At 49.4% G+C, this 15,608-nt stretch carries 17 protein-coding genes; 7 read left to right on the top strand and 10 right to left on the bottom strand.

Annotated features, from left to right (window positions below):
* The first annotated feature begins 33 nt into the window (after positions 1 to 33).
* Entirely contained in the window at positions 34 to 1,173 is a 1,140-nt protein-coding gene (locus MKFW12EY_RS05910; RefSeq protein ID WP_157199115.1) for a hypothetical protein, read from the top strand.
* A 9-nt stretch (positions 1,174 to 1,182) separates the two neighbouring features.
* On the opposite strand, the gene MKFW12EY_RS05905 is transcribed toward MKFW12EY_RS05910, so the two are convergent.
* Together MKFW12EY_RS05905 and MKFW12EY_RS05900 are read right to left on the bottom strand one after the other, a co-directional pair.
* Positions 1,183 to 2,472, bottom strand: a complete 1,290-nt coding sequence (locus tag MKFW12EY_RS05905) for a Y-family DNA polymerase (RefSeq protein WP_054758252.1) — start codon at positions 2,470 to 2,472, stop codon at positions 1,183 to 1,185.
* Positions 2,472 to 2,963, bottom strand: coding sequence for a LexA family protein (locus tag MKFW12EY_RS05900; protein ID WP_082409572.1), 492 nt, complete (start codon positions 2,961 to 2,963; stop codon positions 2,472 to 2,474). The genes MKFW12EY_RS05905 and MKFW12EY_RS05900 overlap by 1 nt, the downstream gene beginning before the upstream one ends.
* A gap of 99 nt (positions 2,964 to 3,062) precedes the next feature.
* Between MKFW12EY_RS05900 and lexA the strand changes: the two genes are divergently transcribed.
* From lexA to MKFW12EY_RS05870, 6 genes are all read left to right on the top strand, one after another.
* Complete coding sequence (gene lexA / locus MKFW12EY_RS05895; RefSeq protein ID WP_054758250.1) at positions 3,063 to 3,689, top strand: transcriptional repressor LexA; 627 nt, start codon at positions 3,063 to 3,065, stop codon at positions 3,687 to 3,689.
* 33 nt (positions 3,690 to 3,722) lie between these two features.
* Entirely contained in the window at positions 3,723 to 5,096 is a 1,374-nt protein-coding gene (locus MKFW12EY_RS05890) for a 3'-5' exonuclease family protein (RefSeq protein ID WP_245006444.1), read from the top strand.
* A complete protein-coding gene (locus MKFW12EY_RS05885; RefSeq protein ID WP_054758248.1) occupies positions 5,089 to 5,325 on the top strand; it encodes a TIGR02450 family Trp-rich protein in 237 nt (78 codons plus the stop codon). Before MKFW12EY_RS05890 ends, MKFW12EY_RS05885 begins: the two co-directional genes overlap by 8 nt.
* A 21-nt stretch (positions 5,326 to 5,346) precedes the next feature.
* The gene (locus MKFW12EY_RS05880; RefSeq protein WP_221054163.1) at positions 5,347 to 6,006 is read left to right on the top strand and encodes an SOS response-associated peptidase; all 660 of its coding nucleotides are present in this window, start codon (positions 5,347 to 5,349) and stop codon (positions 6,004 to 6,006) included.
* Between the two features lie 76 nt (positions 6,007 to 6,082).
* Positions 6,083 to 6,406: a hypothetical protein gene (locus MKFW12EY_RS05875; RefSeq protein ID WP_157199114.1), complete on the top strand. Its 324-nt coding sequence runs from the start codon at positions 6,083 to 6,085 to the stop codon at positions 6,404 to 6,406.
* 387 nt (positions 6,407 to 6,793) lie between these two features.
* Positions 6,794 to 7,552 carry a class I SAM-dependent methyltransferase gene (locus tag MKFW12EY_RS05870; RefSeq protein ID WP_221054162.1) on the top strand — a complete coding sequence of 253 codons (759 nt, stop codon included), beginning with the start codon at positions 6,794 to 6,796 and terminating at the stop codon, positions 7,550 to 7,552.
* 507 nt (positions 7,553 to 8,059) lie between these two features.
* Here the strand turns inward: MKFW12EY_RS05870 and MKFW12EY_RS05865 are convergent.
* The 8 genes from MKFW12EY_RS05865 to MKFW12EY_RS05830 all read right to left on the bottom strand — a co-directional run bounded on the left by MKFW12EY_RS05865 (position 8,060) and on the right by MKFW12EY_RS05830 (position 15,573).
* Positions 8,060 to 8,398 (bottom strand): hypothetical protein, encoded by a 339-nt coding sequence (locus MKFW12EY_RS05865; RefSeq protein WP_054758247.1) that lies wholly within the window; start codon positions 8,396 to 8,398, stop codon positions 8,060 to 8,062.
* 245 nt (positions 8,399 to 8,643) lie between these two features.
* Entirely contained in the window at positions 8,644 to 9,072 is a 429-nt protein-coding gene (tnpA, locus tag MKFW12EY_RS05860; protein WP_054758246.1) for an IS200/IS605 family transposase, read from the bottom strand.
* A 217-nt stretch (positions 9,073 to 9,289) separates the two neighbouring features.
* The gene (locus MKFW12EY_RS05855; protein WP_054758282.1) at positions 9,290 to 10,663 is read right to left on the bottom strand and encodes an HD-GYP domain-containing protein; all 1,374 of its coding nucleotides are present in this window, start codon (positions 10,661 to 10,663) and stop codon (positions 9,290 to 9,292) included.
* A 4-nt stretch (positions 10,664 to 10,667) separates the two neighbouring features.
* Positions 10,668 to 13,373, bottom strand: coding sequence for a cation-translocating P-type ATPase (locus MKFW12EY_RS05850; protein ID WP_054758281.1), 2,706 nt, complete (start codon positions 13,371 to 13,373; stop codon positions 10,668 to 10,670).
* A 77-nt stretch (positions 13,374 to 13,450) separates the two neighbouring features.
* Positions 13,451 to 14,020: a hypothetical protein gene (locus MKFW12EY_RS05845; protein WP_054758245.1), complete on the bottom strand. Its 570-nt coding sequence runs from the start codon at positions 14,018 to 14,020 to the stop codon at positions 13,451 to 13,453.
* Between the two features lie 16 nt (positions 14,021 to 14,036).
* Positions 14,037 to 14,387 carry a hypothetical protein gene (locus MKFW12EY_RS05840; protein ID WP_054758244.1) on the bottom strand — a complete coding sequence of 117 codons (351 nt, stop codon included), beginning with the start codon at positions 14,385 to 14,387 and terminating at the stop codon, positions 14,037 to 14,039.
* 24 nt (positions 14,388 to 14,411) lie between these two features.
* Positions 14,412 to 14,768 (bottom strand): hypothetical protein, encoded by a 357-nt coding sequence (locus MKFW12EY_RS05835; protein WP_221054161.1) that lies wholly within the window; start codon positions 14,766 to 14,768, stop codon positions 14,412 to 14,414.
* 184 nt (positions 14,769 to 14,952) lie between these two features.
* Positions 14,953 to 15,573: a cation efflux transmembrane domain-containing protein gene (locus MKFW12EY_RS05830; RefSeq protein ID WP_054758243.1), complete on the bottom strand. Its 621-nt coding sequence runs from the start codon at positions 15,571 to 15,573 to the stop codon at positions 14,953 to 14,955.
* Positions 15,574 to 15,608 lie beyond the last annotated feature (35 nt).

Here is a 15,608-nt window from a genome sequence, read left to right as displayed (position 1 = left end):
TCCTCAACCTCAACACAACCCAGGAGCATTATCATGTCAACCCGTTCTATTAACGTCACCGCTACGTCGGATCCTTTCGTTGAATTTATTACTTTAACCGCTAAGACAGTCGCCCTAAACCCGACGTCGTCGGAGCTCGATTCGCTTTTGCGAGCGTTTATCGAGTCCTGTATTGCAAAAGGCCAGGACGATATTTTGGTAAGCGCTTTACGACAATCGGAAGGTTTGCACGTATTTTCGATATTAAATGAGCGCATTTTTTCGCTCGCCGAACGCATTCGGGTGAGATTACCGTCTATGCCGAATGCAGAGGCGATTGTATTCGCCATTCCGATGGTTATCGAGACCCATCTTGGAAAGCCTTTGCTTAAGCGTATTGAAGACCCCGAGCGCATTAGACAATTGCTTCAAAGCCATGGGCTGATCAATGATAGACAAGCTCTCGCCATTCATGACGAATTGTTCACCCTTGAAGACATCAACTGGTTACCTAGCCAAATTCGCCAGATCAACCAGCAATTGATCGAGCAAGCCGAAGGCGAAATTTCAACATCGGAATCACGCCGTTCTTTTGTTATGAAGCCCTCGGAGAGTCCGGAGGGGGACCTCATTTTGCGCTTCCTGGTGGGAGTGGTGATTAGCGATCAGGCATTAACCCCCCTTTTTTGTGAACAGCCCAAATCGGATGCCTTTGGCGGATTTGCCGAAGAATGGTCAGTAGCCTTTGAAGACGAGATGGAAGAACAAACCGGGCACACTGTCTGGGCGGTTGAAAAACCCAACCCGCTCAGTATTGCCGCCTCGCGTGGGATCCATTTACTCAATGGGCTTGATATCTTCTATAAGGTAATTATTAAAGACCAAGATTATCCCGTGTCAAAAGTCCTGCTCAGTAAACACGGCGTCGATGGCATACCCACGGAAATACGGGCGGCTTTTTTTGATGATGATAAAGCACTGTCAACCGTTTACGTTTGGCCGCTCTTGACAACCGATGAGGCTAAGACAGAATTCGAAGACATCAACGAACTTCTGATCGATCTCAATATTCCTCACATGATTGACAACAACCTTCTTCCTACCATCGAATTCACGGGGAATTTCGATCACTATTGTGAATCGATGTCCAGGCAATTGGAACCAGAGGAGCCTCAAACGTTCTTTATATGCTGAACCATGCAGTTAGCGAACGACAACCAATTCTCGCCAATCGGTGGTATAGCGTTGTGAAATGCGTTCGGCTTTGGGTTTCCAACTTTTATCAAAGCCCGATGACGCGATCGTGACCGCTTTGGGGAATCGTCGATTGATGGTATCCAAGGTTTGCATGAGTGCGGTGTTATCGGGTGGCATGCCTTCGCAGCTCAAGTCGAAGAGATCGAACTGCGAGGGGGATACTGCAGGTCGAATCGCACTCAGTTGGACACCGCATTTTTGATAACCAAAGCCGGGTTTGTAGATGGCTTTTAAACTCGACAGCGCGACACGAATGATCACACGAGTATCTTGAGTGGCGGCATCCAGTTTGACCGTTGCGGCGCGTTGGTATTGCGGTTCTTGAACCGCAAACGGATTAGTCCGAATGAACACACTGACGCAACAGGTCACCGACTGTTGCCGGCGTAGCTTTTCAGCGGCACGGGTACAGTATTCCGACAGGGCTCGACTTAACTCCTCCAGCTCAGTCAGCTTGCGACTGAAGGATCGTGAACAGACGATTTGTTGCTTGTCCGCGGCCACGTCTTCCAAATCCAGGCTGGCCGTACCGTTCAACTCCATGACTGTACGGGCGACCACAACATTGAATTGCGCCTGGATGGTTTTAGGAGGCTGTATGGCCAGGTCCCAGACGGTTTGAATGCCCAATTGATTAAGGCGCTTCGTGGTTTGCCGGCCAATCCCCCAGACTTCATCGACGGGAACAATTTTCATCAGCTTTTCCCGACGGATGGGGTCGGAAAGATCGAGGACACCGCCGGTTTGTTTCCATTTCTTGGCGGCGAAGTTAGCCAGCTTGGCCAGGGTCTTGGTCGGCCCCATACCGACACACACTGGAATGCCGGTTTGCCGAGCAATCGCTTTGCGGATGCGCTGACCATAAGCAATCGGATCTTGATAACAAGGATACACGGCGGTTAAATCCAAAAACGCTTCGTCGATGGAGTACACTTCCATGCGCGGTGTAAATTCTTCCAACAAACTCATCACCCGCGCCGACATGTCCGCGTACAAGGTATAGTTCGACGAAAATAGTTGGATTTGATGCTGATTGACCAGTTGCTGTACCTGAAACAAAGGCACGCCCATTTTAATGCCTAAGTCTTTGACCTCCTGACTGCGAGCTACGACACAACCGTCGTTGTTGCTCAACAGCATGACCGGCTTGCCGATCAAATCCGGCCGGAAAACCCGCTCGCAACTCACGTAAAAATTGTTACAGTCAACAAGACCGATGCGCGCTTGTTCCATCATCAGACCGGATGTATCACATTAGTCACCGTCCCCCAAAACACAGTTTCCAGATCCTCGGTCAAAGGAATATCCGGATACGCCGGGTTTTCGGCTTTCAAACGCCATTGGCCGTCGGCAACGATTAGTCGCTTCACCGTCAACTCACCGTTGACGGCGCAAATCACGATCTTATCGGGCATCGGCTCCCTGGAGCGGTCGACCACTAAAATGTCGTTGGGATGAATCCCGGCGCCGAGCATGGAATCGCCTTGAGCCCTGACAAAAAAAGTCGCCGCCGGTTTTTGAATCAGCAATTCTTCTAAATCCAACGTCTTTTCCACATAATCATCGGCCGGCGATGGAAAACCCGCGGCCACTTTGCTGATGAACAGCGGCAATCGTAGTGTCTTTTCCGATTTGGCAAGATGAAACCAAGCCAATCCATCCCGGATTGGGGGTAACGGTTGTGCGGCGTTGAGGATCGAAAATGGCAATGATTCGGTCATGGGCATCACTGTGAATTACAAACGATTGATGACATAAGACTACCATCGAAAACGCAAACGTTCTATGATTGTTCTCAATATAACTAAAACCTATTTATTTCTCGCATGAGTGCCTTAACCCGAAAACAACGGGCCATTTTGGATTTCTTGCTGGATAATCAGTCGCAGTTTCCACGGCCACCGTCGTTGAATGAACTGTGTCAGGCACTGGGCTTGAAGTCGCGGGGTTCGTTACATTTAACGCTGAGCGGATTGATAGACGCTGGTTTTGTCGAAACCATGGGGCACAAACATCGAGGGGTTCGGCTAACAGAAAAGGCGCTGGCCATGCGTTGCCCCGACCATCCTCTGCCCCATGCGTTGCCCTTAGTAGGTACCATTGCGGCCGGCAAACCGATCGAAGCGATTGAGCAGACCGAATGGGTCAATGTCCCCGATCAAATTCGCACCGAACAATCCTGTTATGTGCTCAAAATTAAGGGGAATTCCATGATCGAAGCCGGCATACTGGATGGCGATTGGGTCATCATCGAACAACGTAGTCACGCCCACAACGGTGAAATTGTGGTAGCACTGATCGACAACCAGGAGGCCACTTTGAAGTACATTGAACAAACAGCGGATGAGGTGTTATTGATTCCGGCCAATTCCAGCATGGAAGCCATGCACTTCCATCCGTCACAAGTCAGCATTCAAGGCGTACTGGTCGGCCAGATGCGCAGTTACTGTTAAGACTCAACTATGCAACCATTAGCCTTTGTCGACTTGGAAACCACCGGCGGCTCTGCCACGAAAGATCGCATTACCGAGATCGGCATTGTCCTGGTGGATGACGATGGCGTGCGGGAATGGAGCCAATTGGTTCATCCGCAAATGCGCATTCCGTTGTTCATCGAACAAATGACCGGCATTAGCAACGCGATGGTCGAAAACGCACCCACGTTTGAACAGGTGGCCAAGGAAGTCGATGGTTTATTGCAAGGCCGACTGTTCATCGCCCATAACGCCCGCTTCGATTATGGCTTCCTGAAAAATGAATTCAAACGAGTCGGTCTGCTGTTCAAGCCGCAGGTATTGTGTACTGTGAAGTTGTCTCGAGCGTTGTATCCCCAGTATAACCGGCATAATCTTGATAGCCTGATCGAACGACATCAACTCACGGCCAAGGATCGCCACCGTGCCCTGGCGGATGCGCAACTGATTCATCAGTTCTGGCAGCATGCGAATCAGCAGTTTTCCGCCGATGCGATCAAAGCCACGGTAAAAAATCTGGTGCAACGTTCCAGCCTGCCGTCGCAGCTTGATCCGAATCTGGTCCATGAACTGCCGGAAGGACCCGGTGTCTATCTGTTCTATGGTGAAAACGAACTGCCGCTGTATATTGGCAAAAGTGTCAACATCAGACAGCGGGTGCTGTCGCACTTCGCTGCAGACCATAGCCACACCAAGGAAATGAGTCTGTCCCAGCAAACCAAGCGTATCGACTGGATCGAAACCGGCGGTGAACTGGGTGCATTATTGACCGAAGCCAAACTGATCAAACAAATGACGCCGGTACATAACCAACGTCTGCGGCGTAAAAATGCGCTGTGTGCCTGGCAACTGGAGCAAAAGCAGGATCAATTATTGCCGCGCTTGACCTGGGCCAACGATTTGGACTTTGGCGCGCAGGATAATTTATATGGCTTGTACGGTACTAAACGGGATGCCGAAAAGGCGCTGCGCAGTTTGGCTGAGCAACATCAGCTTTGTCTGGGTGTGCTGGGTCTTGAAAAAGTAGGCAGTGGTAAGCCGTGTTTTGCACATCAACTCAAGCGCTGTCGGGGTGCCTGCGTCGGCAAAGAGTCCGGCTTGGAACATGCCACGCGGTTATTAACCGCCATGAGCAAGGTCAAATTGACCAGTTGGCCTTATCCGGGCGCCATCGGCATTAGCGAAGAAGAGGATTTGCATGTCATCGATCATTGGTGTTATCTCGGCACTGCCCACGGTGACGAAGAAATCCAAGCACTGCTGGAGCAAGGCCGGCCGGCATTTGATCGCGATACCTATATGACCTTGGTCAAGGCATTAAAGAAAACTCAGGTCGTGCATTTACGATCGAAGACTACTATCCGCAGGAGACATTCCGATGCCTGACAAAACTGCACGCCGCTTAAATCCGAAAAAGTTACTGTTGAGTAAATGGACTGCCGCAACACCACAAAATAAGGAAAAGCATTTTCTGGTGACCCAGTTGATCACACCTGATACGCCCGATGCGCCGATAGAACACATCGAGATGGAAGCGATCTATTCGCGCCGCAGCGTTATCCTGCCGTGGCAAGACCTGACGGATACTGGGCAATGGTTACAAGGTTGGCAGTAAACCAGATCGAATTATCAAAACATGTGCGGACGATTCCAGTTAACAGCCTCACCTGAAGACATTGCTGAGCATTTTCAACTGACGCGCCTGCCAAAGTATCAGCCCAGCTACAACATTACCCCAGCACGAAAAATTCTCTGTATCGTCGAACTGGAAGACAAATCGCTGAAAGCGGTGAATCTGTTCTGGGGATTGGTTCCGTCCTGGTCTAAGGACACCAAAAACAGCCACCATCTGATCAATGCGCGTGCCGAAACCGTTCATGAAAAGCCATCCTTTCGCACTGCGTTTCATAAGCGCCGTTGCTTGATAGTAGCCCAAGGTTTTTACGAATGGCAGAAGTTGGAATCTGGCAAGCAAGCTTTCCATATCCATCGACAGGACAATCAGTTATTCGCCTTTGCCGGAGTCTGGGAGCATTGGCAACAAGAACAACAAACCCTGTATTCCTGCAGCGTCATCACCACTGAAGCGACTGAGTTAATGCAGCCCATCCACGACAGAATGCCGGTGATTCTGCCGCCTGATCATTACAGCAATTGGTTGGATAAATATACCAGTGTGGATCAAGCCTTCATGCTGCTTGATAATTTGGCCTATGCCAATATGACGACAACCCCCATAAGTGATTGGGTGAATAACCCCAGGCATGAGGATGATCTGTGCATAACCCCGATTTAGGCTAACGCACAAACTTGGCGTCAACCAAGGTTGGGGCTACACTTTTGCCAAGGTAAGTTTCAAATAGGAGGTAGACATGGAAAGAATACTATTGGTGCTATGGATTTTCTCTAGTGCAGCTTTTGCTGAGGGTGATGAAAAGCTTTGGCCTGAAGACAAGCCAAAAAACTTTTGCCTAGACCCAACATTCGCAACCAACAATGAAAATTTAGCCAAGGAGCATCCGGGCGATGAACGACTCGTGAAACTTGTCGCCTTGCGTTCTGGGCTCTGTAATCTGGTATTGAAAAACATTGTTCCGCTGAATACCGCTATCGACATCTTCGATGCCGAAAAGGAAAACGAAATGCAGAAACGCTTGCAGGAAGGTCAAACTAACAAAGGAGATATTGTTTTGTAATAACCTGTATTAAGTATGCCAATTTTTATTGTCATATTCGTTAACGACCCATTTTCGCCATTCGCGCTTCTCCAAAGCAGCCTATTGAACTTCATTATTGTATGTCTGGTTTGGAGCCTATATTGTCTAATCAAAAGCTAATTGCGTACCTACTGGGTTGCTTGCGGTTTTGAAGAATCAATCAGAGGTTCCTTAAGAATGGCTACCGGGAATATTGTTAACCTTGTTCGATGGATACCAGCGCTTGGAAAATGGGTGGCTCGGTATCCGAAGCGCGTTTATATGATTACAATTTCAAATCGCGTAAAGATGAAGTCCGCAAAATCCTTCCAGCTGGGCGCAATAAAGCACAACCACGTATCTGTTAAAAAACTAGGAAACTATCTTATGAATTCGAATGAAAATGCTGTGACGACTTCTTTGGCCACACACAATCCGTTTACTGGCCGTATCGGCGAAGAGTACGATTTCCTCGGTATTATGTGTCCCAATTTAGTGGTTCTGACGCAGAAGCTCGGTTCTACTGTCGCTGCATGGTGCCCCGGAAACATGTTACAGGGACTTGAGATCGGCTGCGGTACAGGACTGAGCACGCTGTCGTTGCTTTCTCAGCGCGAGGACCTACATCTGCGCGCTTTCGATGCTTCAGCGGCAATGCTTGCACAGGCGCGCGGGAAATTGGCGGAGTATGTGGACAACGGTCGTGTCGAATTCATCGAGAGCGATGCGTTAGCTTTTTTGCGGCAGCAACCAGACGCAAGTGTCGATGTTGTTGCCTCGAATTATGCCATTCACAATTTTATGTATGACTATCGGGACAAAGTATTTGCCGAAATCTTGCGCGTGCTTAAACCGGGTGGAATGTTCGTGAACGGCGACCGCTTTGCTATCGATGATTCTGCCCTGCACCTGGCTTCGACGCAAGCCGACATTCGCCACTGGTTCAAGGCTTTTGGGGAACTAAAGCGTTACGATCTCCTGGAAGACTGGGTTGTACATTTGCTGAGCGACGAATCACCGGACCACATCATGTATGCTCCGACCATAATATCGACACTGCGATCTCTCGGTTTCACCGATGTGCACTCGCTTTATCGTGAAGGAGTCGACATGCTCATGACTGCGATAAAGCCTAAATTGGCTTAGGTTTTCCGACTCGATAAGGTACGTTAAATCTCGGCGACTGTTATGCCTCGCCACTAGCTCGGCACGGCCTATCCGAGGTGCGCACCTTATGGCATTAGCGGTGAACTACATTTTTGCATTACGACTCAGGCATAACACGTCGCGCGAAGGGACGCTCCGCTGCTCACCCCCTTAGCATGGCGTCGAATATCTGCTCACTGACTGCCTGCCGAATTGCGTCGCGTACTTTCGAATGTCAACCTAGGCTCGCTTGGCGAGCGTCCGCTCTTCAGATTCATCGCCGGAAAGCTGTCAATGAATTCCGATACCTGAAAGCGGCCGTTCGTCACTGTGTCGAACCGACCCCAAGCAGCCGTTCGCCATCCAACTCATTGACAGTCCGGTCCCATCGTACAGCGGACAGTCAAATCAACGACAGAACCCTTAATAATTGTCCGACTAACAAATTGAACAAGATAGTTCAGCGGCTGCTTGCCATGATTCTTCTTGGCAAGCAGCACAAATCACTTACATCTGGCGATGCATTGCTGCCATACTCAAATTGGCCTCGGCGGCTTTTTCATAGGCATTAATCAACGCTCGACAATGACTTTTCAAGGTGTCGGCTTGCTTGCCGTAAAGATAGCTTTTAGCTTGATATTGACTGAGCAGTTTTTTGTGCTCTTCAACTTTAAGTTGCAGTTCTTTTGCGGCTTCTTCGTAATGTTTCGCCAATGCCTCGTGATCAGCTTTGGTCGTTGCGCTTTGAACGGCTTGAGTCATATCCATCGGATGCGGGTTCATCTCACTACATGCCACTAAGATGCCAGCACCTAACAATAGGGTAATCAATAGTTTTGTTTTCATAGATTTTCTCCAGATTTAGTTGTTATTAATCGTTAATTTCGTCCTGTTTTTATAGCTTATGGAGTGATGAAAAATTAAAAATGACATCAATCCATTCTATAAATCTTTATATTTCAGGCACAAATAGTGCTATTAGTAAATATCCCCCGGCAAAGCCGGGGGCTTTATAAAGTGAACCGCTCAAAGCGGTAAGTGGGGACGCTAACGCGGCCCCATATCAATAGCCGCCAATAGGCGGCGACTCATTACCAAAGGTTCATTTGCTCTATTCGCTGGTCTTCCTGTTCTTGAGGCCGGATATATTCCCGTATCATTGTTTCGTCCCTGCCAACCGTCGAAACAAAATACCCTCGTGCCCAGAAATGCTGACCTACAAAGTTGCGTTTCTTCTCGCCATAGACCCTCGCCAAATGAATCGCACTCTTCCCTTTGATGTAGCCTATCACTTGCGACACCGCGTATTTCGGCGGTATCGAGATCAGCATATGCACATGATCCGGCATCAAATGACCTTCCAATATTCGGCTTTCTCTCTGGCTGGCTAATCGCCGGAACACTTCACCTAAATGCTTTCGCAACGCCTTATACAAGGTTCGACGGCGGCATTTCGGTATAAACACCACGTGATATTTGCACTCCCATTTCGAGTGACTTAAGCTCTCGTTCTCGTCCATCAGGTTCTCCTCTTGCGTTTGCTTGGCGGCTCACGCTCTGGAGTGTCCTGGTGGACTCCTCTGAATGTCAAACTTATGCTGTCTCCCCGGCTGAGCCGGGGGATTTCTCATTATTGGTTAAAATCAATGAGTTAAATTCGTCTTTACATACTCTCGCGGCCTATTGCGCAATACTGGTGCAAACCAAGGTGTTACTGCACCGCATTGGGTCAATTTCCTAAGCCGATGTGCGAGCAAATTCATCTCTTGCCTTTCGAGCCTTAAAAGCTGTATTCAAGAAGTGTTCGACAACGAGGCGTTGAAGCATTGCCTCCAGTTGAGATTCGTCTAAATCATTCACCTCTTGATGAAGACGCGGAGCAATCTTGGCAAAAATCGTTACCAGCCGAGGGTCAAAGTGGCTATCGCCCTCTTTTACGAGCTTGGAAATAGCATCGACTACAGGCCACGCTTCCTTGTACGGACGTTGCGAGGTCAGCGCATCAAACACATCCCCGATAGCAAATATTCGCGCGTTTAGTGGAATGGTGTCCCCTGTAAGGCCTTGCAGATACCCGCTGCCGTCATATTTCTCATGATGAAACTCCACGACATCCCGCGCACCGGTTAACCAGTGCGATTTGTTTAGAATTTCCACGCCTAATGCCACATGCGTTTTCATGACCTCGAATTCATCCGCTGTTAGTTTTTCCGGTTTCAGTAATATCGGATCGCGGATGCCGATCTTGCCGACATCATGTAAAAATGCCCCTGCAATTAGATCGCGCATATTTTCTTCAGGCAGCCCGATCGCTTCGCCAAGCCGAAGTGCGTAATAAGTCACCCGATAGTTATGATGGTTGGTTTCCGAATCGCGTTCTGCAATGGCACAGCCCAGTACATTCATCAGTTCAATATTGCCTTGCAATAGTTCGCCGGAAAGCCTAATGACGCCTCGATTGAGGGTCAGGACAATCGGATACATCAAGAGGCTGGTAAAGAAAATGCCTAGCGTCACGAAGGCCAGCATACGGATTAGGTTTTGCTTCAACGTGGCAAACGTTTCCGGATCAACCTGATAAACGCCCTCGAAATAACCCATCGGCGAATCCTGCTCGCCGCGTAGCGGAACCAGCGTGACTAGCCACAACTGTCCATGAATAAAATGCAGGTCATGAGTAAACTCGTCGGCCTTTGGAAATTGATGGCGATATTGATCGATGAATTGCTCGACCAATTCCTGTCCTTGTCGAACGACTTCGAGTTTTAATTGTTCGTTGCGGTCATACAATTCGACAATCAGAAAATGCTGGCTAACCAGTTGTTCAGCCAGCTGTCTCAGATGTTCGGTCGATTGGGTATCGAGTTGTTCCAGATTATGGGCCGATGCCCCGCTAAATATCGCTGATTCCTTCAGCGCAAGGACATGAACTAACTGCTCAGCTCTCTTAATCTCCAGCCATAAAATGGAACCGCCTACCGTTACACTCAGGAACAACCAGCCTAAAAACAATCGGGTCAGAATTTTTCGGTGGATAAAGCGATTGGTGGACATCGCTTGTGGCGATTTCATCCTTTTAGGTTGATAGCGATGTGATTGCTTGGTTTTCATTGCTCTAAGCAAACTTTTTAGCTCGATTAAGCAGGATTTTTCTGAGCTCTAAGATTGCCAAGGGTATAAATCCAACCCCGAGCCAGACTACACACTGGTGCAACGACACTGATTTGATCTGAAACAGGGTTTGCAGCATCGAAACATGGTGTATCGCCAACTGCAAGCTGAAACACACGGCGACAATCAGAAACAAGCGCAAATTGGAAAACAAACCGATTTGCCAGATGACGCGTTGTTCGCTTCGCGCCCCGAAGGCACGCAGCAAACCGGTAATCACCAGAGCGGTAAAGGCGGCATCGCGAGCTTGATCAAGCGTATTGCCGACTACATGCAGTTCATAGGCAAACACGCCGAGCGTGACGCTCGCGGCTAATAAACCGGTGAATAAAGTCAGATAAAACAAATGCCGGTTGAGTAACTGGGACTGAGCCTGTCGAGGCGGGCGATTCAATACCCCTGGGTCAATTGGATCGGTGGAAAGGGCCAAGGCCGCAAAACCATCGGTGACCAGGTTGATCCACAAAAGATGTAGCGGTAAAAGCGGTAATGGCCAACCCAGCAGTACCGCGCCCAACATCACCAACAACTCGCCGGTGCTACTGCCCAGCAGGTAAGCTAGCGTTTTGGCGATGTTGTCATAAATGCCGCGTCCTTCTTCAACGGCGGCGACAATGGAAGCAAAATTATCATCGGCGACAATCATGTCGGCGGCTTCTTTGGTCACCTCAGTACCGGTAATGCCCATGGCGATTCCGATGGATGCTTCTTTGATAGCGGGCGCATCGTTCACGCCGTCTCCCGTCATCGCGACAACCGCCCCAATCGCTTTCCATGCCCGCACAATACGCAGTTTATGCTCAGCGGTTACCCGTGCATACACCGAAACATGCGGTACGCGTTCCTTTAGCTCTGCATCGTCCAAGTGGTCTATCTCCGCACCGATGAGCACTTCATCGCCCTTATCAATAATCCCTAATTCGCAGCCGATGGCCCGTGCAGTATCCGGATGATCGCCCGTAATCATTACGGTTTTGATACCAGCCCGTTTACACTTAGCCACAGCCTCTCTGGCTTCGCCACGAGGTGGGTCCTGTAAACCGACGAGTCCCAGCAAAATAAGCTGTTGTTCGATCTCGACATCACTGCCGAACACGCCCGCATCGAAATTAATGCCATCTAGTGGACGCTCTGCCACGGCCAGCACTCGCAAAGCATCGTTGGCCAGTAGGGTGTTAGCCTGTAGGAATCGAGTTCGGTCGTTTTCTGTCAGTTCCTTGACGCCTTGACCGGTACGGACCAGGGTGCAGCGGCTGAGAATCTCTTCGGGAGCGCCTTTGACAAAGGCCCAGGGATGACCGGCCTGACGGCGGATAACGCTCATGCGTTTACGTTCGGAATCGAAAGGGATCACCGCCAAACGCGGCATCTCCGTTTCAATGGCTGACCGGGTAATATTCGCTTTCTCGGCGGCCACCAATAACGCCCCCTCGGTAGGATCGCCTACTACAGTAGATCGGCCATCGATTAGCGAGAGTTCGGCATCGTTGCATGCCGCCGATGCACGCAGCAGTGCGAATAGTTCGGAGCTTTCCGAGGGGAAACTTTCCACGTTGCCGGAGAAGAATGCGCCTTCCGTGGCGTAACCTTCGCCGGTGACACGATAGAGGCTTTTTGAGGTAACCAGTTTGCGGGCCGTCATTTCACCCATCGTTAGCGTGCCGGTCTTATCGGTACAAATCACCTGGGCACGGCCTAGCGTTTCAACCGAAGCCAATCGTCGTACCAAGGCATGCCGTTGAACCATCCGTTGCACACCCAAAGCCAGCGCAATCGTTACCACCGCCGGCAACCCTTCGGGAATCGCCGCAACCGCAAGGCTCACCGAACTTAAGAAAAGCTCAAAGGGAGCAATGCCTCGCCATAATCCCAGACCAAAAATTAAGCCGACGATGCCGAAACACGCCATCAACAACAGGCGCCCAACCCGCTCCAGTTGGCGTTGCAATGGCGTTTCTCCGCTTTCGGCCGATTCGAGCAGTTTCGCTATGCGGCCAAGTTCGGTTTCCATCCCGGTATTAACCACCACTGCGCGTGCGGAACCACCCGTCACACTGGTCCCGAGAAAAACCATATTGCTCCGCTCAGCCAGCGGCGTGTCCAATACCAGACTAACGGTAAATTTAGCCACGGCTTGCGATTCCCCCGTGAGCGGGGCTTCATTGACACGAAACACGGAGGCTTGAATAAGGCGGGCATCCGCCGCCACCAAATCGCCCGCTTCGAGTAACAGTAAATCGCCCGGAACGACTTCAGTGGTTGTGACCACCAGACTATGGCCATCCCGAATCACTCGACAATGCGGCGTTGTTAAACGAGCGAGTGCGGCTGCCGCTTTCTCGGCCCGATACTCCTGGAGAAAACCAATGACCGCATTCAAGATCACAATAGCGATGATGGCAATACCGTCGATGACTTCACCGAGTGCAACGGAAACGGCCGCTGCGCCCATCAGTACCCAAATAACGAGACTTTTAAACTGGCTGATAAAAATCACCAAAGCCGAAAATCGCTTGCCCTTATGCAGTTTATTTTGCCCATATCGAGCAAGTCGCTTTTTCGCCTCTTCGGTGGAAAGTCCCTGTTCCATATCAGTCGCAAGCAGGCTTGCGGCTTCGATTGCTGATAGCTTATGCCATGTATTCATCATGACACACCTCCCTTTAAACATATCGGTGATGGCAGAGATAACGACCGGTGGCGGCGTGGGATTATCAAAACGAGTCCCTATTCCGGAATGCTGCCCAATAATGAATCCACTGCGGTCGAAACCGCTATATCGACCCTTTTATCGTTTATTAACCCGCCAAATATCCCGCCATCCCCGACCAAACAAATAATGCTGTCCCGCCATAGGAGCAAGCCCTTCTCCTTATCATATAGAAAGCCTGCCACTTCCACCTTATTGTTGCTGCCAACCACATTGAGATCGATAAGGGCTAAGACCATGATCCAGCGTGCATCCGGCGGACCAAGGCGTTTTATCAAGGCAGGATCGGCGGCCCGTAGACCATCGTTGGTCAGGGCATGACTCTCGCGCGAATCACTCAGGATCACCGAGTATCCTTTCCGCTTCAGGATCGTTGCCGCCTTTTGGCGCAAGGGTTCTTCGAGATGTGCCGCGACATGCTTATCGATTCGCGCATCAACGGCTGGCAGTAGCGTAATCTGACCTATGGATTCAGGCGTCAATTCCGAAGCCCGGTAGAATGCGGGCTGGGTAACAGCGCACCCTTCCAGCAAGAAAAGTACACCGACTAACATGATTAGGATTGTTTTATGCCAACGGATAGTCATGTCTCTTCCTCCCTCGCTATTTCTGCCGATGCAGATTTGCCATACTCAAGTTTTCCTCGACAGCTTTTTCATAGACATCAATCAGCCTTTGGCAATGATCTATAAAATATTCCACAAAATCATCCGGGGGTCTACCGTAGCGGTAACCTATTGATCGATACTGGCTAAGAAGCTTATTGTGCTCGTCAACTTTAAGCTGCATTTCTTTGGCCGCTTCTTCATAGTGTTGCGCCAGCGCCTCATGATCGGCCCTGGATGTTGCATTTTGCACAGCTTGGCTCATATCCATCGGATGAGGGTTCATCTCGCTACAGGCGGACAGTAAACCAACAGCTAAAATCAAGGTAAACAGTAATTTTGTTTTCATAGTTTATTTCCAGAAAAACGAATGTCAGTTTGGTAATCCAGAAGCAATCTGACGGTGCAGCCGAGCCATTTCCAAGTTTTCTTGCTCGGCTTGGGCATATATTTTTATCAGTTGTAAACAATGTGCTTCGAATTGAGCATATTGCTCATCTGCTTTGGGAAGTATCGCTTGATATTCCCCTAATTGTTTTTTGTGGTCTTCGGACTTCGCTTTCATTTCATGGGCTATTTGTTCGTAATGAACTGCCAGTGCTTCGTGGTCTGTCTTTGTTTTCGCGTTATGAATGGCTACGGTCATGTCCATGGGATGAGAAGCCAGCTGGGCGCAGCCGCCCAACAATCCCAGCATTGCTGAAATCAGTAAAGTTTTCGTCATGCTCATAGTAAATCTCCTTAAATAAAGCCCTGTTTTCGGGGATGGAGGCATATAAAAATTGGTCGCTAGTTAGGTTTTTCGTTTTCATACACTTAATTTAAAGCTCTGCCATCGACATCGCGTGATGTGTTGCTATCTATAAAAACGCCGGCAACAAAATCGGCTCAGATCGTTTTACGTTTTCCCTTGGTTATAGAGGAAGCGATTCATGTAATTCTCTAAGCGCGGAGCGAATAACACGAAAAGAAGAATTCAGCAGCAGCATGACAAGACAGGATGCAACGACAATATCCGCCCATCCCGATTCAAAGAACCAAACGGCCCCTGCCGTGAAAAATACCGATAGATTTGATGCTATGTCATTTCTTGAACATTCCCATACAGAGCTCATGTTGATGTCTTCGTTTCTGTGCTTCCACAGCAGAAATAGACATAGCGAATTTGCAGCCAGTCCCGCCAAACTGAAAGCACCCATGATCTCGTAAGATGGTAGTACAGGCTCAATCAGCCGCTGAATGATTTGCGCCAAGACCACACACGCCCCGATCAATATCAAACTACCCTTAAATAAGGCCACTTTCGCTTTTGTGGTCGCCTCTTTAGAAACGGCGTAAAGGCTTAAGCCATAGGTTAGCGCATCGCCGAGATTATCCAGGCTGTCCGAGAGCAGAGCTGTTGATTTTCCGTAAACCGCCCCGCCGACAATGACGACAAACATAACCGCATTAACAACGAGCACAGCTTTAAGCGTGCCGCGTTGTCGTTCGCGCAATTTCTCAATTGCGCAGTTATTTTCACAACATGAAGCCATATCAAAATTCTCCGTGAACCTAACAAATTGATGAA

Source organism: Methylomonas koyamae (genome assembly GCF_019669905.1).
GTDB classification, from domain to species: Bacteria; Pseudomonadota; Gammaproteobacteria; order Methylococcales; family Methylomonadaceae; genus Methylomonas; species Methylomonas koyamae.
Note: the sequence above shows the minus strand (reverse complement) of the source record. Positions and strands in the feature narration are given on the sequence as shown.